22 protein-coding genes are annotated in these 22011 nt (G+C 59.8%); 9 read left to right on the top strand and 13 right to left on the bottom strand.

Going from position 1 to position 22011, the window contains the following annotated elements; all coding sequences use genetic code 11:
• Positions 1-24: 24 nt before the first annotated feature.
• Positions 25-633: a pyridoxamine 5'-phosphate oxidase family protein gene (locus FHW77_RS13815; protein WP_044460019.1), complete on the top strand. Its 609-nt coding sequence runs from the start codon at positions 25-27 to the stop codon at positions 631-633.
• Positions 634-727: 94 nt separating this feature from the next.
• Here the strand turns inward: FHW77_RS13815 and FHW77_RS13810 are convergent, their stop codons facing one another.
• The 8 genes from FHW77_RS13810 to FHW77_RS13780 form a co-directional block, all read right to left on the bottom strand.
• A complete protein-coding gene (locus FHW77_RS13810) occupies positions 728-1798 on the bottom strand; it encodes a GGDEF domain-containing protein (protein WP_022556260.1) in 1071 nt (356 codons plus the stop codon).
• A 497-nt stretch (positions 1799-2295) separates the two neighbouring features.
• Positions 2296-3513: a molybdopterin molybdotransferase MoeA gene (locus FHW77_RS13805; protein WP_044460018.1), complete on the bottom strand. Its 1218-nt coding sequence runs from the start codon at positions 3511-3513 to the stop codon at positions 2296-2298.
• Positions 3514-4020: a cyclic pyranopterin monophosphate synthase MoaC gene (moaC, locus tag FHW77_RS13800; protein ID WP_004442115.1), complete on the bottom strand. Its 507-nt coding sequence runs from the start codon at positions 4018-4020 to the stop codon at positions 3514-3516.
• A gap of 6 nt (positions 4021-4026) precedes the next feature.
• Positions 4027-4842: an indole-3-glycerol phosphate synthase TrpC gene (gene trpC / locus FHW77_RS13795; protein ID WP_004442113.1), complete on the bottom strand. Its 816-nt coding sequence runs from the start codon at positions 4840-4842 to the stop codon at positions 4027-4029.
• Between the two features lie 10 nt (positions 4843-4852).
• Positions 4853-5866 (bottom strand): anthranilate phosphoribosyltransferase, encoded by a 1014-nt coding sequence (gene trpD / locus FHW77_RS13790; protein WP_004442111.1) that lies wholly within the window; start codon positions 5864-5866, stop codon positions 4853-4855.
• A 16-nt stretch (positions 5867-5882) separates the two neighbouring features.
• Complete coding sequence (locus FHW77_RS13785; RefSeq protein WP_004442108.1) at positions 5883-7775, bottom strand: peptidyl-prolyl cis-trans isomerase; 1893 nt, start codon at positions 7773-7775, stop codon at positions 5883-5885.
• A gap of 404 nt (positions 7776-8179) precedes the next feature.
• A complete protein-coding gene (locus FHW77_RS26725) occupies positions 8180-8314 on the bottom strand; it encodes a hypothetical protein (protein WP_004442104.1) in 135 nt (44 codons plus the stop codon).
• Positions 8315-8352: 38 nt separating this feature from the next.
• Complete coding sequence (locus tag FHW77_RS13780) at positions 8353-8532, bottom strand: hypothetical protein (protein ID WP_004442101.1); 180 nt, start codon at positions 8530-8532, stop codon at positions 8353-8355.
• Between the two features lie 436 nt (positions 8533-8968).
• On the opposite strand from FHW77_RS13780, the gene coaD reads away from it, so the two are divergent.
• The 6 genes from coaD (at position 8969) to FHW77_RS13750 (ending at position 14431) form a co-directional block, all read left to right on the top strand.
• Positions 8969-9463: a pantetheine-phosphate adenylyltransferase gene (gene coaD / locus FHW77_RS13775; RefSeq protein WP_004442098.1), complete on the top strand. Its 495-nt coding sequence runs from the start codon at positions 8969-8971 to the stop codon at positions 9461-9463.
• 28 nt (positions 9464-9491) lie between these two features.
• The gene (locus FHW77_RS13770; protein ID WP_004442095.1) at positions 9492-10061 is read left to right on the top strand and encodes a peptidylprolyl isomerase; all 570 of its coding nucleotides are present in this window, start codon (positions 9492-9494) and stop codon (positions 10059-10061) included.
• A 36-nt stretch (positions 10062-10097) separates the two neighbouring features.
• A complete protein-coding gene (locus FHW77_RS13765) occupies positions 10098-10607 on the top strand; it encodes a peptidylprolyl isomerase (protein ID WP_004442093.1) in 510 nt (169 codons plus the stop codon).
• 262 nt (positions 10608-10869) lie between these two features.
• The gene (gene queA, locus FHW77_RS13760) at positions 10870-11952 is read left to right on the top strand and encodes a tRNA preQ1(34) S-adenosylmethionine ribosyltransferase-isomerase QueA (RefSeq protein ID WP_004442091.1); all 1083 of its coding nucleotides are present in this window, start codon (positions 10870-10872) and stop codon (positions 11950-11952) included.
• Positions 11952-13082 (top strand): tRNA guanosine(34) transglycosylase Tgt, encoded by a 1131-nt coding sequence (gene tgt / locus FHW77_RS13755; RefSeq protein WP_004442089.1) that lies wholly within the window; start codon positions 11952-11954, stop codon positions 13080-13082. The genes queA and tgt overlap by 1 nt, the downstream gene beginning before the upstream one ends.
• Before the next feature lie 191 nt (positions 13083-13273).
• Positions 13274-14431 (top strand): aminodeoxychorismate synthase component I, encoded by a 1158-nt coding sequence (locus FHW77_RS13750; protein ID WP_034498956.1) that lies wholly within the window; start codon positions 13274-13276, stop codon positions 14429-14431.
• On the opposite strand, the gene FHW77_RS13745 is transcribed toward FHW77_RS13750, so the two are convergent.
• The 5 genes from FHW77_RS13745 to FHW77_RS13725 all read right to left on the bottom strand — a co-directional run bounded on the left by FHW77_RS13745 (position 14432) and on the right by FHW77_RS13725 (position 19749).
• Positions 14432-15709 carry a type III PLP-dependent enzyme gene (locus FHW77_RS13745; RefSeq protein ID WP_004442083.1) on the bottom strand — a complete coding sequence of 426 codons (1278 nt, stop codon included), beginning with the start codon at positions 15707-15709 and terminating at the stop codon, positions 14432-14434.
• Complete coding sequence (locus tag FHW77_RS13740; protein ID WP_004442081.1) at positions 15693-17225, bottom strand: AMP-binding protein; 1533 nt, start codon at positions 17223-17225, stop codon at positions 15693-15695. The genes FHW77_RS13745 and FHW77_RS13740 overlap by 17 nt, the downstream gene beginning before the upstream one ends.
• Positions 17222-17485: an acyl carrier protein gene (locus tag FHW77_RS13735; RefSeq protein WP_034499138.1), complete on the bottom strand. Its 264-nt coding sequence runs from the start codon at positions 17483-17485 to the stop codon at positions 17222-17224. The genes FHW77_RS13740 and FHW77_RS13735 overlap by 4 nt, the downstream gene beginning before the upstream one ends.
• A 108-nt stretch (positions 17486-17593) precedes the next feature.
• On the bottom strand, positions 17594-18484 hold the full coding sequence (locus FHW77_RS13730) for a hypothetical protein (protein WP_081859529.1): 891 nt from the start codon (positions 18482-18484) through the stop codon (positions 17594-17596).
• 137 nt (positions 18485-18621) lie between these two features.
• Positions 18622-19749, bottom strand: coding sequence for an S-(hydroxymethyl)glutathione dehydrogenase/class III alcohol dehydrogenase (locus FHW77_RS13725; RefSeq protein ID WP_004442072.1), 1128 nt, complete (start codon positions 19747-19749; stop codon positions 18622-18624).
• A 428-nt stretch (positions 19750-20177) separates the two neighbouring features.
• Here FHW77_RS13725 and FHW77_RS13720 point away from each other — a divergent pair, with 428 nt between their 5' ends.
• Positions 20178-21449 (top strand): pilus assembly protein, encoded by a 1272-nt coding sequence (locus FHW77_RS13720; RefSeq protein ID WP_004442069.1) that lies wholly within the window; start codon positions 20178-20180, stop codon positions 21447-21449.
• Positions 21436-22011: a TadE/TadG family type IV pilus assembly protein gene (locus FHW77_RS13715; protein ID WP_004442067.1), complete on the top strand. Its 576-nt coding sequence runs from the start codon at positions 21436-21438 to the stop codon at positions 22009-22011. Before FHW77_RS13720 ends, FHW77_RS13715 begins: the two co-directional genes overlap by 14 nt.

Genomic DNA, 22011 nt, shown 5'->3' with positions numbered 1-22011 from the left:
TGATTTCGAGGGATAGGAACTGACATGACGATCATTCGCACGGTCGAGGAATTGAAGGCCATCTATGACGGCACGAGCGAGGCATCCATCGCCAAGGTGACAGCCGCGCTGACGGCTGAATACAGGCTGATGATCGAAACGTCACCGTTTCTCGCTCTGGCGACGGTGGGGCCGGAGGGCATGGACTGTTCACCGCGCGGCGACAAGGGCGGTGTGGTGCGCGTGGCCGATGACAAGACCGTGCTGCTGCCGGACTGGCGCGGCAATAACCGCGTGGATTCGCTTCTCAACATCGTGCGGGATCCGCGCGTGGCGCTGATGTTCCTGATCCCCGGCTCGAATACGACCATGCGCCTCAATGGCCGCGCCGTGGTTTCCGTTGACCCCATGTTGTTGCAGAGCTTCGAGATGGATGGCAAACATCCGCGCACCGTCATCGTGGTCACGATCGACGAAGTCTATTTCCAGTGCGCGCGGGCGCTGATGCGGTCTGAATTGTGGAATCCCGACAATTTTGTCGACCCGTCGTCGCTTCCGACGCCGGGTCTGCTGCTCAAGGCGGCCAAGGCGGAATTCGATCAGGAGACCTATGATCGCGAATGGGCGGCGCGCGCGGCGAAGACGATGTGGTGAGGCTTCCCCCTCTCGCCCTCATTCCTATGCTTGTCAGGAATGAGGGTGGGGACAGCGCTGTGTTTTTAATGCGCCCAAATCGGCGCAATTTGCCTCAAGTCCGATAAATCAGCCAGTTTTTGCCGGTATAGTTCTTTTGCATACCGTCCTCGTAGAAGACCGAGCGGTTCCGGCCGGTTTCCTTGGCGTGGTAGAGCGCCGTATCCGCATGGGCGTAAAGTTCGGTCGGATTGGTGGCCTGCGCGGCAGCGGCAAAACCGATCGAGATCGTTACCGTGCCGTAATCCGCGCCTGATCTCGAATTGCGGAAGGGTGTGCTCTCCAGCGACAGGCGGATGCGCTCGCACATCACCATGACTTCCTCCGGCGTATTGCCGTCGAGAATGATGGCGAATTCCTCGCCGCCGCTTCTGGCGACGAAGCCGTCCTTGCGGACATTGGCCCGAATGACCGAAGCGACGGTGGCCAGAATCTTGTCGCCGACCGGATGGCCGAACGTGTCGTTGATCCGCTTGAAGTGATCGATATCGAGCAGGACGAGCGACGTATATTGCAGGCCGATGGAGGTATCATAAACGGTTGCCAGCCGGTCGTCGAAAGCCCGCCGGTTGGAAAGGCGGGTCAGCGAGTCGGTATTGGCGATGCGCTTGTATTCATCCAACTCCAGGCGCACCTGGTGCATTTCCTCGGCATGGCGGTTGACGTCGTTGAACGCCTTTTCGCCGTCGATGATCTTCGAGCCGGTGGCCTCGGCCAGCAACGCAATTGCGTTTCTCAGAATATTGCTGCTGGCGGCATTCTTGTCATCGATACGCTGCCGCGTCTCGCCGAGGATCCTGTTGTAGTTCTCGATGGAGGATTGTTCCCGCCGTAAGGTCCCCAGAAGGGCTTCCAGTTCGCGTCGCAGCTTTTCATGCGCATCGTCGATGAAGCGCGCGGGACCGCCATCACCGTAACGCGCGGACAGCTCGTCCAGATCGTCCTGTGTCGCCCGGTTTCCCAGCGCCGCCAGATCCTTGGTCAGCGCAGGGTTCGAACCGATATAGGCTTCGTAGAAAAGGCTGTAGTTGCGCGGGATCGGCGAAACACCCATGCTCCGCATGGCGTGGGCAATCTGCCCGGCAATGTCGGGTCCCGTGGTCTTGGGCGTGGATGCCGTGTTCATCAAGAAACTCCAGTGAGTCTGCTTATAGACTATGATTATTATTATGGAGGCTGTTTTGGAAAGCTTAATTTATGGAGAACTAATTTTTATTGCAGGAAATTCTATTTTGTACGATTTTTATCTTATTTAATTGATAATTATAAGTAATTTTCATTTTTTGGAATTTCCGGAATTTTTGACCTCTACTATCCGCCTTGGTGACAGTTTCGCATTTATTCTGTCAATCCCGATAACGCTTTGCAGCTGATTTATTTTGGCACAGCAACGTGATTCGTGGAGAGGAAAAAAGCTCAAGGGGCGGGGAATTTCCATTCGCCAAGACATGGTTTTGGGGAAGCCGATATTTGTCGGCCGTCTCCAAAGGCGCAACGTTACAGTTTGTCTGGCGGGCCTGAGGGCATTGAACGCGGCGCCGTTCCGGGCGATGTCAGCAGGCGGGTGTACAAATGCCTCATCCGGGTGCCGTGAAAGCGTGTTGTCGTCGTTTGGCTGCGGGTTCAGGCCCTGAGTTTGATGACCGGGCATTCGGCCCCGGCGTCAGCCTGCGGCGCATGGGGAGGGCGTATGATGAGGAGGTCGGAATGGGCGAGGATGTTCATCATGGATGAATCCTGTCTGGCGTAAGGCTCCGCCACGACCACGTCGCCTTGACCGCTAACCAGGCGGGCGCGAAGATAATCCTGGCGGTGGTCGTTGGCCTTCAGCGCCGTCGCGGTTCTTGCGGTCGCGATGCGTTGCGGGGGCAGGTGCCGGCCAATCCGGCTGACCAAGGGTTCGAGGAAAAGCAGACCGCAAACGAGACTGGCCACCGGGTTTCCGGGCAGGCCGAGAACCTGCATGCTGCCGATGGAGCCCACCATCAGCGGTTTTCCCGGGCGCATGGCGATGCGCCAGAAATCGAGCTGCATGCCCTCCGCCTTCAATGCAGCCTGCACCAGATCGTGGTCTCCGACGGAGGCGCCGCCGAGTGTCACCAGCACATCAACCTTCGCTGCGACGGCCTCGCCGATGGCGGCGCGGATCAGCGCGTCATCATCGGGGATAATGCCGAGATCCAGTACCTCTGCACCGGCCTTACGAGCCAGCGCGGCGACGCCGAAGGTGTTGGACGCGATGATCTGCGCCGGCTGCGGAACGCTTCCAGGCGGCAGCAACTCGTCGCCGGTGGCAAGGATGGCGATGCGTGGCCTGCGATAGACGGTAAGCGTGGCGTGGTTCGTCGCCGCCGCCAGCGTGAGATCGGCAAAGCCGAGTTCCCTTCCAGCCTCCAGCACCGTTTCGCCTTTGGTAAAATCCTGCCCGCGCGGTCGGATATGTCGCCCGGCGGTGACATCGAAGGCTGTGCGGATCTTTCCGCCTTCCAGGACTTCGGCATCCTCCTGAATGAGGATCGTATCCGCACCCTGCGGCACGGGCGCGCCGGTGAAGATGCGCACGGCCTGTCCTTCACCCACCGTGCCGGCAAAAGCATGACCGGCGGCGGCCTGGCCGATGACGGTGAGGACCGAGCCGATGGCCGGTGCATCGGCGCTGCGCAATGCATAACCGTCCATGGCTGAGGCATCGAAGGGGGGCTGGGTGAGGCTTGCGATGAGATCGACCGAGAGAACGCGGCCGTCGCATTCGGCGAGCGGCAGAGTTTCGGTGTCGGTGACCGGAACCGCTGCGTCCAGAAGGCGCGCGATGGCCTCATCCACGGGCAGCAGCGGCTTCATTCAGTTCTCCTGTCGCCCGAAATCGCTGGCTTTGAAATCACCGGATTTGCCGCCGCTCTTTTCAAGCAGGCGGATATTGATGATCTCCATCGCCTTGTCGGCGGCCTTCGCCATGTCATAGATCGTCAGGCAGGCGATGGAGACGGCGGTCAGCGCTTCCATTTCCACGCCGGTCTTGCCTGACAGTTTCACCCTGGCCTCAACGCGGAGGCCGGGCAGGGTGGCATCTTCGGTTATGTCCACCGCCACCTTGGTCAGCATCAGCGGGTGGCAGAGCGGAATGAGATTGGCGGTCTGCTTCGCGGCCATGATGCCGGCCAGCCGTGCGGTGCCGATGACATCGCCCTTCTTGGCGTTGCCGTCGTGGATAAGCGCCAGCGTTTCCGGCTTCATTTTCACGAAGCCTTCGGCAACCGCAACACGCACGGTTTCCGCCTTGTCGCCAACATCGACCATATGCGCTTCACCGGCCGCGTCGATATGGGTGAGCTTCTGGTCGTCGCTCATCCGGGTTTATTCCGCTGCCAGAATGCCGGACTGGCCCGTCAGCAGCGCCTTGGTGGCCGCCGTCACATCGTCCTTGCGCATCAGGCTTTCACCGACGAGGAAGGTGCTGATGCCGCTTTTTTTCAGGCGCTGGCAATCCTCGAAGGTGAAGATGCCGCTTTCGCCCACCAGCAGCCTGTCGGCGGGCACCAGTCCCGCCAGCCTTTCGCTGGTTTCGAGGCCAACCTCGAAAGTGCGGAGATTACGATTGTTGATGCCGAAAAGCGGCGAGTCGAGCTTCAGCGCCCGTTCCGTTTCCTCTTCGTCGTGCACTTCGATCAGCACATCCATGCCAAGCGCGAAAGCCTCGTATTCCAGCCGTTTCGCGTCGTCATCCGACAGCGAGGCCATGATGAGGAGAATGCAGTCCGCGCCCCAGGCGCGGGCTTCGTGCACCTGATAGGTGTCGAACATGAAATCCTTGCGCAGCGCGGGCAGGGCGCAGGCATTGCGGGCGGCGGTCAGGAATTCCGGAGCGCCTTGAAAGCTCGGCCTGTCTGTCAGGACAGAAAGACATGCAGCGCCGCCAGCCTCATAGGCCGCAGCCAGCGCCGGCGGATCGAAATCGGGGCGGATGAGGCCCTTGGAGGGGCTGGCCTTCTTGATTTCGGCGATAAGGCCGAACTTGCCCTCGGCCTGCTTTGTTTTCAGCGCCCTGTAAAAACCGCGAGGCGCGCTCTGGTCGGCAGCCATGGCCTTCAGATCGGCCAGTGAAACCTTCGCCTTGGCGGCGGCGATTTCTTCGAGCTTGTAAGTCTCGATCTTCTTGAGAATGTCGCTCATGATCTCGCTCTCATTCCTCGTTTGATACGGCGACCAGACGCTCCAGCGCGGCGGCGGCCTTGCCGCCGTCGAGGGCATCGCTGGCAATCGTCATGGCCTGGCCAAGCGTTTCCGCCTTGCCGGCGATGACAAGCGCTGCGGCTGCGTTGCAAAGCGATACGTCGCGATAGGCATTGCGCTTGCCTGAAAGAACCTCGCGCAGCGCCGCCGCATTGGCAATGCCGTCGCCGCCCTTGAGGTCGTCCATCCGCGCCGGCTCAACGCCGAAATCTTTCGGGGTCAGCTCGAAGGTGCGGATATTGCCGCCTTCGAGCGCCGCCACATGGGTGACGCCCGTGGTGGTGACTTCATCCATGCCGTCGCCATGCACGACCCAGATGCTTTCCGAACCCAGATCACGCAGCACTTCGGCAAGCGGCACCAGCCAGCGTGGCGAAAACACGCCGAGCAATTGCCGTTTTGCGCCGGCCGGGTTGGAGAGGGGGCCGAGCAGGTTGAAGATCGTGCGCGTACCGAGTTCGACGCGGCTCGGGCCAACGTGGCGCATGGCGGAATGGTGCATCTGCGCGAACATGAAGCCGAGACCCGCCTCGCTGATGCAGCGGGCGATGAGATCGGGACCGATATCGAGCTTCACGCCGAGTGCGGAAAGCGCATCTGCCGTGCCGGATTTGGAACTCAATGCCCGGTTGCCGTGCTTGGCGACCGGCAGGCCCGTGCCGGCGACGATGATCGAGGCGAGTGTCGAGATGTTGTAGGTGCCGATGCCGTCACCGCCGGTGCCGACGATATCGATGGCATTGGCGGGGGCGGAAACCGGCAACATCCGGGAACGCATGGAGGAGACTGCGCCGACGATTTCGTCGACCGTTTCACCGCGCACGCGCAGCGCCATCAGGAAACCGCCGATCTGCGACGGCGTGGCTTCGCCCGACATCAGAATGTCGAAAGCCGTGCGCGCATCCTCGCGGTTCAGGCTTTCTCCATTCGCGACCCTGGCGATCAGCGGCTTCAGTTCGGCCATCTCGTCGCCTCCCGGGTTAGAAGCCGACCATCGCCTGATCGGCGAGGGCCTGGTTGATCGTCACACCATAGTCATTCTGCAGGCGGTTGACCATCTGGTCCAGCATGTCGTCGCCGGCCGCGCGGGCAATGGCGGCAAACTGCTGGTCGTCATTGGCGAGCGCGTCCGGCGTCGCGTTGGTGTCGACAGAGGTGACCTTGAAGAGGATGCGGCTGGAACCATCGGCATCGGCCGCCGTGCCGACCACGCCTTCGGCGCCCGAGAAGACGGCGGCGATGGTCTGGCGACCGAAAATCGCATCTTCGCTGGTGCGGCGCAGGCCGGATTTCTGTTCGACTGCAAGGCTCAGCTCACCCGCGACAGCCTCCAGCGTCTCGCCCTTTTCAATGCGGGCCTTCAGCTCGTCGGCCTTGGCGGCAAGTGCGGTGCGCTGCTGCTCTGCCGTCCAGTCGGCAACGACATCGTCGCGGACTTCGGCAAGCGTGCGGTCGCGGGCAGGGATGATCTGCTCGACGTCGAACCAGATGTAACCTTCGCGGCCGAGATTGATCGGCAGGGCCTCGGTTCCGGGTTCGGTCTTGAACACGTCCTGGGCGAGCTGCGGGGAGGGCAGGCCTTCGACCGCATCGCCCTTTTCGTCGAGACCGGCTGCGTCGATGGCGGCAATGGTGACCGGTTTCAGGTTCAACTGCTGTGCGGCGTCCGCAAGCGAAGAACCGCCGGCGCGCAGATCCTCGTAACGGTCGTGCACATTGGTGATTTCTTCCGCGGCGGCAGCGGTGGCGAGATCCTTGCGGATGTCTTCCTTTGCCTCTTCCAGCGTGCGGGTGGTTTCCGGCTTGATGCCCGTGACGCGCAGGAGTACCGGGCCGAACGAGCCTTCAACCACCGGCGAAACGCCCCCATCCTTCTGGATGGCAAAAGCGGCATCGGCAATCGACTGGTCGGGGATGGTATCCTTTGTGAATTCGCCAAGCGTGACGTCGGACGGCGTCTTGCCCTGATCCTTCACCACCTGGTCATAGGTGGTGTTGCCGAGCCTGATCTGCTCGGCGGCGGCGGCGGCCATTTCCTTGTCCGGGAAGGTCAGCTGCTCGACCGTGCGGCGGCCGGCGGTGCGGAAGCTGTCCTTGTGGCTGTTATAATAATCGGCGATCTGGGCGTCCGTTACCGAGGCTGGCTCCGCGATGTCGGAAGGTTCCAGCTTCACATAGGTGAATTTGCGGAATTCCGGCGCGCGATATTTCGTCTTGTTCGTCTCGAACCAGGGGGCGAGCACGTCGTCGCCGGGGGCCTTGACCGGCGGGATGACGGCGTTTGAAAGAATGACATAATCAACGGCGCGCTGCTCGTTGCGATATTGCTTCAGGGCATCCACGAGAACCTGCGGTGCGGCAAAACCGTCCGAGACGGCTTCAACGATCTGGCTGCGCACGGCGACCTTGCTGCGTTCCTTGATGTAGTCGTCCTCGCGGAAACCGGAATTGCGCAGGCGCTCCGTAAAGAGGTTGCGGTCGAACTGGCCATTGACCGATTTGAAGGCGGGGTCTTCGGCAATGAGTTTGGCAAGACGGTCTTCCGAAAGACCGAGGTTCATCTTCGAAGCGAGTTCGTCAAGCGATGCCCCGGCTGCAAGCTGGCTGAAGACCTGGCGGTCGATGCCGAAGGCCTTGGCCTGTTCGGTCGTCAGCCTTGTGCCGAACTGGCGGCTGAGATCGGAAATCTGCCGCTGATAGGCGAGGCGGAATTCCTCCGGGCTGACCGTCTGGTCACCCACCGTCATGACGGCGTGGGAATTGGCGGTGACAAGCGATGCGGAAACGCCCCAGATGCCAAAAGAAACAACAAGCAGGAGAAGCAGCAGCTTGGCTGCCATGGTTCGAGAAGCATTTCTCAGGGAATCGAGCATCGTTATGCAAACCTCACAGGAACGTCATCGCGGTCGCCGGCTGTCCGGCCCGCAACGTATCGGCGTTCCTTAAATCAATCCATTCGGAAATTGAAGGGAATTTCCCTTGGAAAAACGGGGTTTTGAAAACGGTTGTGTGATTGGAGGCGCCGAAATGGAGGCAACGGATGGATATCAGCGGCGTCCACACCGTCATTCCTGTGCTTGTGACAGGAATCGAGCCCGCCCAAGTCCTTGGGCTGAAAAGAGTCTTTCCGTCGCACAGACGTGTGTTGACTGGATTCCCGTGACTAGCACAGGAACGAAGGCGGCCATCGCAGGCCTTTCAAAACAAAACCGCCCGGAGGCTCCAGGGCGGCTGAGAACAATCATTTTTAAAGCGGATTTATGCCAGCCTGCCGCACTCAGAAAGCGCGGTCGCGCCGGATCATCGCCTTGAACTCCTCGTCCTCGCGTCGCATCTCGGCAACGACAGAGATCATTGACATCACGAACATTACGCTGATCAGGGCAAGAAGCATCGTCAGAAATGTGAACATGATGTCGTCTCCGGAGTTTCGAGAGTTTCTCCCCGTTATCAGTAATAATTCATATACTGGTAGCGGGCGGTCAGTTGCGGATAGTCAGGTCCAAGCTTTTCAGGCTTCTGTTCATAAAGGCTAAACGTCGTTGCTACCATTGCGATAACCAGAACTGTCCAGGCGGTGCTGATGACGCTGATTTTCGCCGAAGTAGACTGTTTTTCTCTTACAAACATTTGTCTGTTCCTTTGGTTTCTTGTTAACGCACCATGTCCGATCATGTTCCGCGTCAATCATAAAAATCGATTAGCATCGCCCCGGTGAAACTTCCTTGAATGGCTCGTTCATCTGGCGTTCAGGAAACTGGCTGAGGCCGTCATTCGAGGAAAAGATACTCGGCTGCGAATGACGAGATGACCGAAACGACGATCATGAAGGCCAGCATTTTCGATTCTCCGGTTGCTTAACGGGCGAAAGGCGTTTCGGTTTCCCGATGCTGTGCATTTAAACAAAATGGCTCTGAAACCGCACTGAACGGCCCGTTCATCGGGGGTTCACGGCACGGCCGCGCTTGTGAGGGGTGGTTATAAAGTCTTGCGCCGCGTGCTTCTCCATGACAAAAGGCGGCACATATGCTGAAGCGTCGAGACGCGCCCACCATCTGAGAGCGATATGACGATTGCCTTTTATCCAGGATCCTTCGATCCGATGACCAACGGACATCTGGATGTGCTTCTCCAAGCGCTGAACGTGGCGTCAAAGGTCATTGTCGCGGTTGGCATTCATCCCGGAAAAGCGCCGATGTTCAGTTTCGAGGAACGGGCAGGGCTGATAAAGCAGGCGCTTGCGGAGCAGCTGCCGGGCGAAGCGGCGCGCATGGACGTCGTTTCCTTCGATAATCTGGTTGTCGATGCGGCCCGTCAGCATGGCGCGCGACTTCTGCTGCGCGGCCTGCGTGACGGCACCGATCTCGATTATGAAATGCAGATGGCGGGCATGAACCGCCAGATGGCGCCTGATATCCAGACCGTGTTCCTGCCCGCCGGCACCTCGTCGCGACCCATTACAGCCACATTGGTTCGGCAGATCGCCGCCATGGGCGGCAATGTCGAAGCCTTCGTGCCGAAAGCCGTGCTTGAAGCCCTTAACGCCAAGCTGAAGCGCTGACTTCAGCCTTACATTTGGAGCCAATCCGATGAAACTCGTTCGATTTGCCTTTGCCGGCGCCATGTTTGCGGGCGCGCTTGCCGCCAGCACCTTTGCGTCTGCCGCCGAACTTCTCACCGTCCAGCTTAAGGACGGCCCCGTTGTCATCGAGCTTATGCCCGACGTCGCGCCGAAGCACGTGGCGCAGATCGAGGCGCTGGCCAAGAAGGGCGCTTACGACAACGTCGCCTTCCACCGCGTCATCGACGGCTTCATGGCGCAGACCGGCGACGTGCAGTATGGCAACATGGAGAAGGGCTTCAGCGCCCAGCGCGCAGGTACTGGCGGCTCCGACCTGCCGGATATTCCGGCCGAATTCTCCAAGGTTCCGTTCACGCGCGGCGTGGTCGGCATGGCCCGTTCGCAGGATCCGAATTCCGCCAATTCGCAGTTCTTCATCATGTTTGCCGACGGTCCGTTCCTGAACGGCCAGTACACCGTGGTCGGCAAGGTCGTGTCCGGCATGGAAGCCGTGGACAAGATCAAGCGCGGGCAGGGCAGCAACGGCGAAGTTTCCAACCCCGACCGGATGATCAAGGTCACTGTCGGCAAGAAGTAAGACAGGGCAATAGAGCCCGAACAGAGGAGAATAATCATGGCCGAGATCAAGGATCCGGAAAACACCATCATCATGGAAACGACGACCGGCAAGGTCGTGATCCAGCTGCTTCCGGAAGTTGCTCCGGGCCACGTTGCCCGCATCAAGGAACTGGTATCGGAAGGTGCTTATGACGGCGTCGTTTTCCACCGCGTCATCGAAGACTTCATGGCGCAGACCGGCGACGTGAAATTCGGCAAGAAGGGTTCCGAAAGCTTCAACCCGGCCCGCGCCGGCATGGGCGGCTCCGAAAAGCCGGACCTGAAGGCAGAATTCTCCGCCATCCCGCATGTGCGCGGCACCTGCTCCATGGCCCGTTCGCAGAACCCGAACTCCGCCAACTCGCAGTTCTTCATCTGCTTCACGGATTCCCCGTGGCTCAACAAGCAGTACACCGTCTGGGGCCAGGTCATCGAGGGCATGGAAGCCATCGACAAGGTCAAGCGCGGCGAGCCGGTGAAGGACCCCGATTCGATCGTTTCGATGAAGCTCGCTTCGGCGGCTTGAGAATAGCTTATAAAGTGTTTACCCGCTCCGCAGGAAACTGCGGGGCGTTTCACATTGATGACAAGGGTGCCAACCTCTCAGCCGTCATCCTCGGTCCCCGGATCAAGCCCGAGGATGTCCCGAGGATCTAACGATCCCCAACGGCAACGTGGTTAGATCCTCGGGACAAGCCCGAGGATGACGTCTCGTTAGACGAAGCCTTGTCACTACACACCGCCCGCCCCATTGAGGGCGGGTTTTGATATTTTCGAGAGCCCTTGCAATGCGTGTAGACCTGTTCGATTTCGACCTGCCCGAGGAGAATATCGCCCTTCGCCCGGCGAACCCGCGTGATAGCGCGCGCCTGCTGGTGGTCGATCCGAATGAAAATCGCATGGAAGACCATCGCGTTTTCGACCTGCCGTCCTTCCTGCGGGCCGGCGATGCGCTCGTTTTCAACGACACCCGCGTCATTCCCGCCCAGCTTGAAGGTGTCAGGCTGCGCGAAGGCGCGCCGGAGACGGCCGTTTCGGCCACGCTGCACATGCGCGCCGATCAGTCCCGCTGGAAGGCTTTCGCGCGTCCCGGCAAGCGCATCAAGCAGGGCGACCGCATCCGTTTCGGTTATGAGCGCGATAATGCCTGCGGCCTTGCCCATCTGGAGGCCACCGTCGAGCAGAAGGGCGAGGAGGGCGAGATCACGCTGCTGTTCGACGTCTCCGGTCCCGTTCTGGACGAGGCCATTGCCTCCGTCGGCCATATTCCCCTGCCGCCCTATATCGCGGCCAAACGGCCGGAAGATGCGCAGGACCAGACCGACTACCAGACCATCTACGCCCGCGAGAAGGGCGCCGTTGCCGCGCCTACCGCCGGGCTGCATTTCACGCCCGACCTGTTTGCCGCGCTCGACAAGGCCGGTATCGAGCGGCATTTCGTGACGCTTCACGTTGGGGCGGGCACCTTCCTGCCGGTCAAGGCCGATGATACCGACGATCACAAGATGCATTTCGAAATCGGCCACGTCTCGCAGGAAACAGCCGACAGGCTGAATGCGGTCAAGGCGCGGGGCGGGCGCATTGTCTGCGTGGGCACGACGTCGCTGCGTCTGATCGAAAGCGCGGCTGCGGAGGATGGCACCATTCACCCGTGGTCCGATGCGACCGGCATCTTCATCACGCCCGGTTATCGTTTCCGGGCTGTCGACATACTGATGACCAATTTCCACCTGCCGAAATCGACGCTGTTCATGCTGGTTTCGGCTTTCTGCGGTCTCGAAACGATGCGTGACGCATATAAGCACGCCATCGAAACCGGATACCGTTTCTATTCCTATGGCGATTCCAGCCTGTTGTTCCGGAAAAACTGATGCACGACAAATTCACCTTCACCCTGAAAGCCACGAGCGGCGGCGCGCGCCTCGGCGAAGTCGCCATGCCGCGTGGCGTCATCCGCACGCCCGCCTTCATGCCCGTCGGCACTGTCGGCACCGTCAAGGCCATGTATCTTGATCAGGTGCGCGAGCTGGGGGCGGACATCATTCTCGGCAATACCTATCACCTGATGCTCCGGCCCGGCCCCGAGCGTGTCGCCCGCCTTGGCGGCCTGCATGAGCTGATCCGCTGGCCACACCCGATCCTCACCGACAGCGGCGGTTTTCAGGTCATGTCGCTGTCCGGTCTGCGCAAGCTGGATGAGAAGGGCGTGACTTTCAAGAGCCATGTGGACGGTTCGCTGCATCACATGTCACCCGAACGCTCGATCGAAATTCAGGGACTGCTCGATTCGGACATCCAGATGCAGCTCGATGAGTGCATCGCGCTGCCGGCCGAGCGCAAGGAAATCGAGCGCGCCATGGAAATGTCGCTGCGCTGGGCCGAGCGCTGCCGCGTCGCCTTTGGCGACCAGCCCGGCAAGGCCATGTTCGGCATCGTGCAGGGCGGCGACCAGCCGGACCTGCGCATTCGCTCCGCCGAAGGGCTGAAGCAGCTCGATCTCAAGGGTTATGCGGTCGGCGGCCTTGCCGTCGGTGAGCCGCAGGATGTGATGCTGGGCATGCTCGATATTACCCTGCCGGTGCTGCCCACTGAAAAGCCGCGTTACCTGATGGGCGTCGGCACGCCTGACGATATCCTGAAATCGGTGGCGCGCGGCATCGACATGTTCGACTGCGTGATGCCGACGCGTTCCGGCCGTCATGGTCTGGCCTTTACGCGCCGCGGCAAGGTCAATATCCGCAATGCCCGCCATGCCGAGGATATGCGCCCGCTCGACGAACAATCCAACTGCCCGGCCTCGCGCGATTACTCCCGCGCCTATCTGCATCACCTCGTACGCGCCAACGAGGCGCTGGGCGGCATGCTCCTTTCCTGGCACAATCTTGCCTATTATCAGGAGCTGATGCAGGGTATCCGCAAGTCGATCGAGGAAGGCCGTTTCGCCGATTTTTATGCGGAAACCATCGAAATGTGGGCGCGGGGCGATATAGACCCGGTTTAATGCCTCGTGACCTGTCTCCACACTCGACGTCATCCTCGGTCTCGTGCCGAGGATCTGCCGAGGTCGCTAAAGTCAACGGGTGGTAGATCCTCGGGACATCCTCGGACTTGATCCGGGAACCGGGGATGACGATGGAGAGGTTTCTTTCCGACGCCCTGAAGTCTCCAGATTTACCTTCTACGGATTTTACCTTGGCACATGCGCCTTACGTTCTTTTCCGGGATGACACGACCGGCACGGTGACAGCCTTCACCGAGCCGGAGGAAATCATCGTCGCGGATGAGCGAGGAGCGTTTTTTGCAGCGCTGAAGCGCATGGAAGAACTGCGACGTGTAGGAAAGTATTTAGCTGGCTATATGTCTTATGAGGCCGGTTTCCTGTTCGAGCCGAAGCTTGCGCCTTTTGCGGAAGAACCGCGCAACGTGCCGTTCCTGAATTTCGGGGTCTTTTCCGGCCCGCAGCCGGATGACGGCCGCTTTGCGCGGCCTGACGAAGTTCCGGGCGCGGATGCGTTTCTTGCCGATCCGGTTCCGGCATGGACACTTCCCGAGTATCGGCGGCGTTTCGAGCTGTTGCACGACCATATACGCCGGGGCGACTGTTATCAGGGTAATCTGACCATGCCCGTCCATGCCCGCTGGAGCGGCGATCCGCTGACGGCATTCTGGTCGTTGATCGAACGCCAGCCGGTGAAATATGGCGCGCTGGTCGATCTCGGCGGCCCGGTCATCCTGTCACGCTCGCCGGAACTGTTTTTCTCGGTTGACGGGCAGGGGTTCATCGAAACCCATCCCATGAAGGGAACGACGCCGCGCGGAGCGGATGCGGAGGAGGACAGGGCGATCATCGCGGCGATGCTTGCAGATGAAAAGACGCTCGCCGAAAACCGGATGATCGTTGATCTCTTGCGCAACGATATTTCCCGCATCACCGAGGTCGGCAGCCTCGATGTGCCACGGCTTTTCGATATCGAGACCTATCCGACCGTGCACCAGATGGTCAGCCATATCAGGGCGAAACTTTTGCCTGGCATGACGGTGGAAAACATTTTCGCCGCCTTGTTTCCCTGCGGCTCGGTTACCGGTGCGCCAAAAATGTGGGCGATGAAAATCCTGCGCGAACTGGAAGCGGCGCCCCGCGACGCCTATTGCGGCGCCATCGGCCTCATGTCTCCTGGTGGTGAAATGCGCTTTTCGGTGGCGATCCGTACCATGACACTGTTCGATGACGGTTACGCCGTCTTTAATGTCGGCGGCGGCATCGTCTTCGATTCCGTGGCTGAGGCGGAATATGACGAGTGCCTGCTGAAATCGAAATTCGCTGTGGGGGACAGGCTACTGCGAGGGTGATTATCGCCCGATCATCTCAAACGCCCCATTTTCCACCAGCACTTCCTTCGCCACCGCGTGGCTTAGAAAATCCCCGGGGCTGGCGCTTGCGCCATAGGCGCCTGACTGCAGGATGGCGATGAGGTCACCGGCCTGGAGCCTCGGCAATGCCGCGTTGCGAGCCAGCGTATCGAGCGGCGTGCAGAGCGGGCCGACGATGGTTGCAGTCTCCGCGTGGTCGGCCTGCATCATGGCGGGCGCAACGATGGGGTAGTTGCGCTTGACGATCTGACCGAGATTGCCCGAAGCGGCCAGGTGATGGTGCATGCCGCCATCCGTCACAACGAAGGTGGTTCCGCGCGAGGTCTTCACGGAATTGACTTCGGCCGTATAGATGCCGCCCGGACCGGCGAGGAAGCGGCCGGGCTCGACGATGACATGGGCGTCGGCGATCAGCGGATGCGCTTTCAGCAGTGCCTTCAGATCGGGCACGGCGGCTTTTACCTTCGCGAGATCGAGCGGTGCTTCGCCGGCGAAGTAGGGGATGCCGAGGCCGCCGCCGAGATCGATGGTTTCAAGCGGCTTGCCGAGCATTTCCGCCATGCGGGCGGCAATTGAGATGGCATGTCGCCATTGCGAGACAAGCATGTCCGCATCGAGGATCTGAGTGCCGCCATAGATATGGATGCCGACGAGCTCGATAACGCCCGCATGCCGGAAAAGCGCCAGGATATTTTCCAGTTCTTCCTCATCGAAACCAAAAGCGGTGGCCTTGCCGCCCATGCGCATGGCGCCGGCTTGCGCATCCGGCACCGGATTGATGCGGACAGAGGCCTTGACGGGTTTGCCGATTGCCTCGATGCGGGCAATTTCCTCGGCGCTTTCCACGTGGATTTCGCCGATTCCGCCCGCGATCACTTCGTGCAATTCGGCTCTGCTTTTGCCGGGCCCGGCAAAGATGATGTTTTCCGGCGCGACACCAGCCTTTATAGCGGCGCGATATTCGCCGGCGGAAGCGATTTCCGCGCCAGCGCCTTCCTGCCGGAAGAGCGCGATGATGGCGGGCAGGGGATTGGCCTTCACCGAATAATAGATATCGGCAAAACCGGAGAGCGTCGCCTGGAGATCGCGGTAGGCGCGGCGCATCGCGCCAGCATCATAGAGAAAGCATGGGGTTCCGGCTTTGGCGACGATATCGCGCACGGCAAGCCCGCCGATCACAAGATCGTTTTCGCTGATATCGAATGACGCGGCCGCAAGGGCGGGACCGTGGCTCTGGGGTTTATCCGTGGGCGCCATTGTCCGTCCGTTCGCGCACAAGCGCGCGGTAGTCCACCTTGCCATTGGCGGTGACCGGCAACCGGTCGACCAGCTCGATGGCGCGCGGGATCATGAAGGGGGCGAGCATTTCAGCGGCCTTCTTCAGTGCCGCGGAAACATCGATATTTTCATTGGCGGCAGTCGCCACGGCATGCACCTTTTCCCCCGCAAAGGGGTCCGGAAGGCCGATGACGGCGACCTGCTGGAACAAGCCTGTCGACATCAGGCTTTCTTCGACTTCGGTGGGGCTTATGCGATAACCCGAAGACTTGATCATCGCATCGTTACGGGCAACGAAGCTGAAGAACCCGTCTTCGTCTTCCACCGCCAGGTCGCCGGAGTAACATACGGTTTCTCCGCCCAGCGCCGCCGGAATGAAGGGATGCGGGCGCAGGACTTTCGCCGTGTCTTCCGGCCGGTTCCAGTAGCCCAGCGAAACGGTCGGGCCTCGATGCACGAGAATGCCGGGTTCGCCGGGCTTTGCCCGCTGTCCCTCGGCGGTGACGATGAATATCTCACATTCGGGAATGGCCTTGCCGATGGAGGTCGGGCGGCGATCGATTTCATCCGGCGGCAGGAAGGTGGAGCGGAAGGCTTCGGTCAGGCCGTACATCAGGTAGATTTTCGTGTCCGGCAGCTTTTCGCGCAGCGCCTTCACAGTTTCCTGCGGCACGCGCCCGCCAGAATTGGTGATGTAACGCAGATGCGGAAGCGGCGTCCTGGCAAGCGACGGCGCCGCCCTCGTCAGGATCGCCCAGACTGTCGGCACCCCGGCAAGCCCGGTCACGGCGTGGTCGCGCAGGTCGCGGACGATATCGTCACCGAGCCTAAAGGTGGAGATGATTGTTGTCGCGCCCTGTTCCACTGCCGTCAGCAGCTGGTTGAGGCCATAGTCAAAGCTGAAGGGCAGAAGGGAAAGAATGCGATCCTTGCCGGTAATCTCCAGATAGGTGCGCACGATGCGCGCGCCGGCCAGGAGATTGCGATGCGACAGCATCACGCCCTTGGGTGAGCCGGTAGAACCGGATGTATAGAGGATCGCCGCGAGGTCTTCGCCGATTGCCGCCGGGCTTTTGACCGACGTCTTGCCGCCTTCGGCGATATCGTTCGCCAGAAGCACGCGGACACCGGCCAGACCTTCCAGCGCCGCGCTCAGCTCGTCGCGCATGGTCGCATTGCTGATGACAAGTTCTGCGCCGCAATCCACGATGATATGGCGTATCTGCTGCGCCTTCAGCAGCGCATTGACCGGCACGAAGACGCATCCGGCCATGCTGACGCCGAAGATCGCCCAGCATTCTTCCGTGCCTCGCGGCAGAAAAATGACGACCCGGTCGCCGCGTTGCGCCCCAGCCTGCTGCAAGGCAGCCGCGCATCGTTCCGCCGCTTCGGCAAATTGCCGGTAGCTTAGGGATGTGTCTTTATAAACGATCGCCTGCCCGTCGCTTGCCGCGCGCGCGCCCAGCAGGTGGTGCAGCAGGAAAGGAGGTGTCATCTCCTTCGTTCCCTGAGGACGAAGGCGACGAGATCGGCGGGCGTGCCAAGGTTGTCGGGGGTGAAATGTTCGTCGTCGAGAATGATGCCGAAGCCTTCACCAAGAAAGATCATCAGCTCCAGAAAGCCGAGCGAATCGATGACGCCTCCCTCGAGAAGCGGCGTGTCGGCCGAAAAAGGTGCATAGGCAGGGAAACGGTCCGAAAGATAGGAGTGAATGGTATCAGCAATCTCTATTTCGCTCGTTTTTGCTGCAAGCATGTTCATTCCCCGATCTCCCCGTATATTTTCCATGGCTCCCGCCCCGGAACCCCGTTTATCTGTAAAGGCCAGGTTTCGGTCAGGACAACCCTAGCACCACTAAAATACCTAGGGTGGCAATAACACCAACTCTGAGTATGTTTCGTTAATAAATTGTGGGTTCCATGCGCCTTTTACTTGTATCGGCGCAGATTTATGTGCAGCGAAGCCGCCCGCGTTTCGTTCACCGTCGAGTGCAGCCATCGTCATGGCAAATCTGCCGTGGCGAAGGAGATGGCGGGCGATCGCGGAAATGTGTCTTTGTACGACTGCGCGGTCCTCGCAATAGATGAGGCGCGCGGAGGGCGCCCTTTTGGTCGCCGTTTTCAGAAAGACCAGCGGGTAATGACGGCCATCCGCCTGCATGATGGCGACGATGCAGCCGAGGCGCGCGTGATCTTCAAGCATCTCACGCGTCTCGCTGGTCAGCGTACCGGGTTGAGCGGAGGCAAGCGTTATGAGGCGGGCGCTCGAGGGGCGCAACGCCTTCAACGGCAGGGGATAAAAAAGCGTGCAATCCGTCTCCGTGTGAAAGCCCAGCCTCTCATTCAGCCTGCAGGCTTCGGCCGAGGGGGTGAGGTCGGTGAAGACCTCATCCTCTGAAGACGACGCCATTTGCAGCATGCGCGGCGCGAACCATCTGCAAGCCGGCTCGACATACCAGCTGGACAGATTGACGACGACAGTGCCGGTATCCGGCAGGCGGCTTTTGATTGTCAGCAATACACCGGCGGCGTCGTCACCTTTCATCAGCAATTGCCCGACCGGACCGAGTTGCCGGCGTTCGTGATGTTCGGCGATCAGCGCAAGCCCGCGGGACCAGAAGGCCTCGCTCTTTTCAGGGAAACCTTTCGTCAGAAGACTGATGGCGGCGGCGCGGTTTCCGTTATCGATCGATACGATTTTCAGGGGCGCTCTCCGCTGTCTGGCGTCACTCGGCCTGAGGAAGAGATTTTTCAACCCCACCGCGCGTTATGGGATTACAACGATAGATTTACCGTCCCGTTAATCGCGCTGGCTGTAAGGCCGAAGGAGCGATCACATTTGCATGAATGGGCAGGCGCGCGTGCTGCGCGCCTGCTGATGTTGCCGGCCGATCAGTACACGACGACGCCGCGGATGCTTTCGCCCCTGTGCATCAGGTCGAAGCCCTTGTTGATGTCTTCGAGCGGCATGGTGTGGGTGATCATCGGGTCGATCTGGATCTTGCCTTCCATGTACCAGTCGACGATCTTCGGCACATCCGTGCGGCCGCGCGCGCCGCCGAATGCGGTGCCCATCCAGTTGCGGCCGGTGACGAGCTGGAACGGACGGGTGGAGATTTCCTGGCCAGCACCCGCAACGCCGATGATGACCGACTTGCCCCAGCCGCGATGGGAGGCTTCCAGCGCCTGGCGCATGACCCTGGTATTGCCGGTGCAGTCGAAGGTGTAATCCGCGCCGCCGATCAGGTCGCCGTTGCGCTTCGTCATGTTGACGAGATAGGGCACGATATCGTCGCCGACTTCCTTCGGGTTGACGAAGTGGGTCATGCCGAATTTTTCGCCCCAGGCCTTGCGGTCCGGGTTGATGTCGACACCGATGATCATGTCTGCGCCGGCAAGACGCAGGCCCTGCAGCACGTTGAGGCCGATGCCGCCGAGACCGAAGACGATGGCCGTGGAGCCGATTTCGACCTTGGCGGTGTTGATGACCGCACCGATGCCCGTGGTGACGCCGCAGCCGATGTAGCAGACCTTGTCGAAGGGCGCGTCGGGATTGATCTTGGCGAGCGCGATTTCCGGCAGAACCGTGTAGTTCGAGAAGGTCGAGCAGCCCATGTAGTGATGGATCTTGTCCTTGCCGATCGAGAATCGCGAGGTGCCGTCCGGCATCACGCCCTGGCCCTGCGTGGCGCGGATGGAGGTGCAGAGATTGGTCTTGCGCGAGGTGCACGAATAGCACTCGCGGCATTCCGGCGTGTAGAGCGGAATCACATGATCGCCCTTCTTGACGGAGGTAACGCCCGGTCCGACATCCACGACGATGCCGGCGCCTTCATGGCCGAGAATGGCCGGAAACAGGCCTTCCGGATCGGCGCCGGAAAGGGTGAAGTCATCGGTGTGGCAGATGCCGGTCGCCTTGACCTCGATCAGCACTTCGCCGGCCCGGGGACCTTCGAGCTGAACGGTCATGACCTCGAGCGGTTTTCCTGCCTGAATGGCAACGGCGGCGCGGACGTCCATATCTTATCTCCTGGCATTGTCTCGTGATTGGATGGGGCTGTTTTGCCCGAGCTTGGCTGGAGGGACAAGGGGCAAGCCCAAGTTTGTGTTTACGCACGTGGCGGTGAATGCACCCCATTCACTACCGCGACGCGGTCATACGCTTCTATCGAAGATAGCTAATTTATTAATAAATAAACTAAGCATATGAATTTGCGTCATATTTTTCAGTTCCGATTGAGCTTTGATTTACGGTTTGCGTGTTAATTGACCCCTGTATTTTCAGTGGTCAGGCGACGTTGCCCGAAAAGCAGCGCCGCAGGCGGCCAAAGAGCAATTTTCAATCGACCGGCGTTAGCCGGACATATTTAGCGTCGCAGAAAGCCAGGCCAGTCGCTTTTCACAGCGCGCCTTTCCCATGGTGATGAGCGACATGAGACGGTGTTTTGATGACGAGCAGGCCGATAAAAAAAGCAGCACGGGAAAGGGGAGCGTTTTTCTCGCTGCTCAAGGACCGCAAAGGCGCTTTCGCCATTATGACCGCACTGTTGCTGCCCCTCTTCGTCCTTCTGTTAGGGGTGCTTTTCGAAGGCGGCCGGGCGCTGGTCTATTACAACCAGTCAAAGCGCGTCATGGCGCTGGCCTGCGAACGATCGACCAAGCCCACGCGGACCGATACGCCTGAAGATGAGGACCGCCGGGAAGCCGTGCTTACAACCTTCGATTCGATGATCCAGTCTACAAAACAAAAGGTGATCACCCGCGATGTTGTCATTGACTGGCTGCGCACGGATATGAAGGCGGAGTTCGGCTATAATCTGCTGTTTGCCAAGATGTTCAGCCTCGACGAATTCAAGTACCGTTTGAACTACACTTGCCAGGGCATCCCGCCTTATCCCTATGATGGTGAAGTGCTGGTCAATAATGATTTTGAGAAAACCTCACTCGATAAGGAGCGCGTTCTAAAAAACGGGGTCACCGCAAGGACCCCCGGCGGTTGCTGGGGGGTCTATCGCTATACCGAGATCCGCTGGGACGGCGGGACAGACCCCGGTATCGAATTGCAGGACTGGAGCAGCCCCTGCTGCCGCAAGAATCACGACTGGGATGGCTATCCGGACGGGTTTGCGCAGAAAGTTGAGAAAGACAAGGAAACCCTCAACGACAAGGCCTGCGATATCAAAGACACAGACAAGGCGGCCAACACGCGCAGAGATATGGTCGACGACTCCATGGGCAATAATGCGTCCTTGCCGACGCGCTACGTGATCGAGCTGGACAGCGACTGGGGCGCGGTGAGGCAGGGAGGTAAAAAGCCCATGAACGCCAACAGCTCCATCTTCAAAAAAGTGGAGCTTCATCCCGGCTACTATGAGATATCCGTGTGGTACAACGGCCGTAAGAGTCATTTCAAGGACCCTTCCAATCCCGGCAGGCTGATTACCGCTGAGCAGACGAATGGCATCGATGTCACCCTGCAGCAGCTTCTGCCACAATTGGGCACTGTAAAACCGGTCTTTAACATGCGGCAGGGACCGGGCATGGAAAATCCCGTCGATCAGGCCATCAAGTGGCGCTATTACCAGAAGAAATTCACGGTCGACACCTACTCCGTATACAAGCTCACCATCGCCGCATCGGGTTTCAGTGACAGCGTCGGCGGCATCATCACCGGGTTCGAACTGAGATATATCGGAAGGTACGGCGATGAGCGCCGGTAACCGCGTCGAAGCTCGACGGCCAAAAAAACGTCCAACGTCCTCTCGTTTCAATAACCGGTGGCTCGGGCATTATCGGCGTTTTGCCGATGACAGGCAGGCGGCAGCAGCGATTGAGGTCGCGATATTGATGCCGTTCTTCCTCATTCTGATCTTCGGGATATTGGAAATCGGTCTGTTGTTCCTTTATCATCTCAACCTGTCGACGGCCACGACTGCAGGCATAGAATATCTTCGTAAAGCGGCGATGCAGCGGGAGCAGGTGACTGCGGACGCGCTTCGGCGTGCGATCGCGGCCAAGTTTATCGGGGCTACGGACACGGAAACCCTGAAGATAACGCTTGTTCCTATAGCCGATGACGACATCGTCGCGACGCCGATCTCCTTCCCCATCGTCAACCGCTTTCAGGCGCCGAACAGTTCTGCCGGCCAATATATACTTGCGATCGGCTACAACTGGAATTTCGTCATGCCGACGACACATCTGCTTGTGCCCAAGTTCGGAGGCGTTCGTCAGCTGCAGAATGTGTCGCTGGCGGTCACGGCCGTACGGGTGACGGAATGA

It is taken from the genome of Agrobacterium sp. RC10-4-1 (assembly GCF_014138475.1).
In the GTDB taxonomy this organism is placed as follows: Bacteria; Pseudomonadota; Alphaproteobacteria; order Rhizobiales; family Rhizobiaceae; genus Agrobacterium; species Agrobacterium pusense.
This window is presented reverse-complemented; position numbering and strand designations above follow the sequence as displayed.

Coding starts and splice junctions, on each gene's coding strand:
- moaC (WP_004442115.1), bottom strand. CDS start 4,020: ATGAGCGACGACCAGAAGCTCACCCATATCGACGCGGCCGGTGAAGCG.
- FHW77_RS13785 (WP_004442108.1), bottom strand. CDS start 7,775: ATGCTCGATTCCCTGAGAAATGCTTCTCGAACCATGGCAGCCAAGCTG.
- FHW77_RS13805 (WP_044460018.1), bottom strand. CDS start 3,513: ATGAAGCCGCTGCTGCCCGTGGATGAGGCCATCGCGCGCCTTCTGGAC.
- FHW77_RS13815 (WP_044460019.1), top strand. CDS start 25: ATGACGATCATTCGCACGGTCGAGGAATTGAAGGCCATCTATGACGGC.
- FHW77_RS13745 (WP_004442083.1), bottom strand. CDS start 15,709: ATGGCGCCCACGGATAAACCCCAGAGCCACGGTCCCGCCCTTGCGGCC.
- FHW77_RS13720 (WP_004442069.1), top strand. CDS start 20,178: ATGACGAGCAGGCCGATAAAAAAAGCAGCACGGGAAAGGGGAGCGTTT.
- FHW77_RS13740 (WP_004442081.1), bottom strand. CDS start 17,225: ATGACACCTCCTTTCCTGCTGCACCACCTGCTGGGCGCGCGCGCGGCA.
- queA (WP_004442091.1), top strand. CDS start 10,870: ATGCGTGTAGACCTGTTCGATTTCGACCTGCCCGAGGAGAATATCGCC.
- coaD (WP_004442098.1), top strand. CDS start 8,969: ATGACGATTGCCTTTTATCCAGGATCCTTCGATCCGATGACCAACGGA.
- FHW77_RS13715 (WP_004442067.1), top strand. CDS start 21,436: ATGAGCGCCGGTAACCGCGTCGAAGCTCGACGGCCAAAAAAACGTCCA.
- tgt (WP_004442089.1), top strand. CDS start 11,952: ATGCACGACAAATTCACCTTCACCCTGAAAGCCACGAGCGGCGGCGCG.
- FHW77_RS13810 (WP_022556260.1), bottom strand. CDS start 1,798: ATGAACACGGCATCCACGCCCAAGACCACGGGACCCGACATTGCCGGG.
- FHW77_RS13770 (WP_004442095.1), top strand. CDS start 9,492: ATGAAACTCGTTCGATTTGCCTTTGCCGGCGCCATGTTTGCGGGCGCG.
- trpD (WP_004442111.1), bottom strand. CDS start 5,866: ATGGCCGAACTGAAGCCGCTGATCGCCAGGGTCGCGAATGGAGAAAGC.
- FHW77_RS13725 (WP_004442072.1), bottom strand. CDS start 19,749: ATGGACGTCCGCGCCGCCGTTGCCATTCAGGCAGGAAAACCGCTCGAG.
- FHW77_RS13780 (WP_004442101.1), bottom strand. CDS start 8,532: ATGTTTGTAAGAGAAAAACAGTCTACTTCGGCGAAAATCAGCGTCATC.
- FHW77_RS13735 (WP_034499138.1), bottom strand. CDS start 17,485: ATGCTTGCAGCAAAAACGAGCGAAATAGAGATTGCTGATACCATTCAC.
- FHW77_RS26725 (WP_004442104.1), bottom strand. CDS start 8,314: ATGTTCACATTTCTGACGATGCTTCTTGCCCTGATCAGCGTAATGTTC.
- FHW77_RS13765 (WP_004442093.1), top strand. CDS start 10,098: ATGGCCGAGATCAAGGATCCGGAAAACACCATCATCATGGAAACGACG.
- trpC (WP_004442113.1), bottom strand. CDS start 4,842: ATGAGCGACATTCTCAAGAAGATCGAGACTTACAAGCTCGAAGAAATC.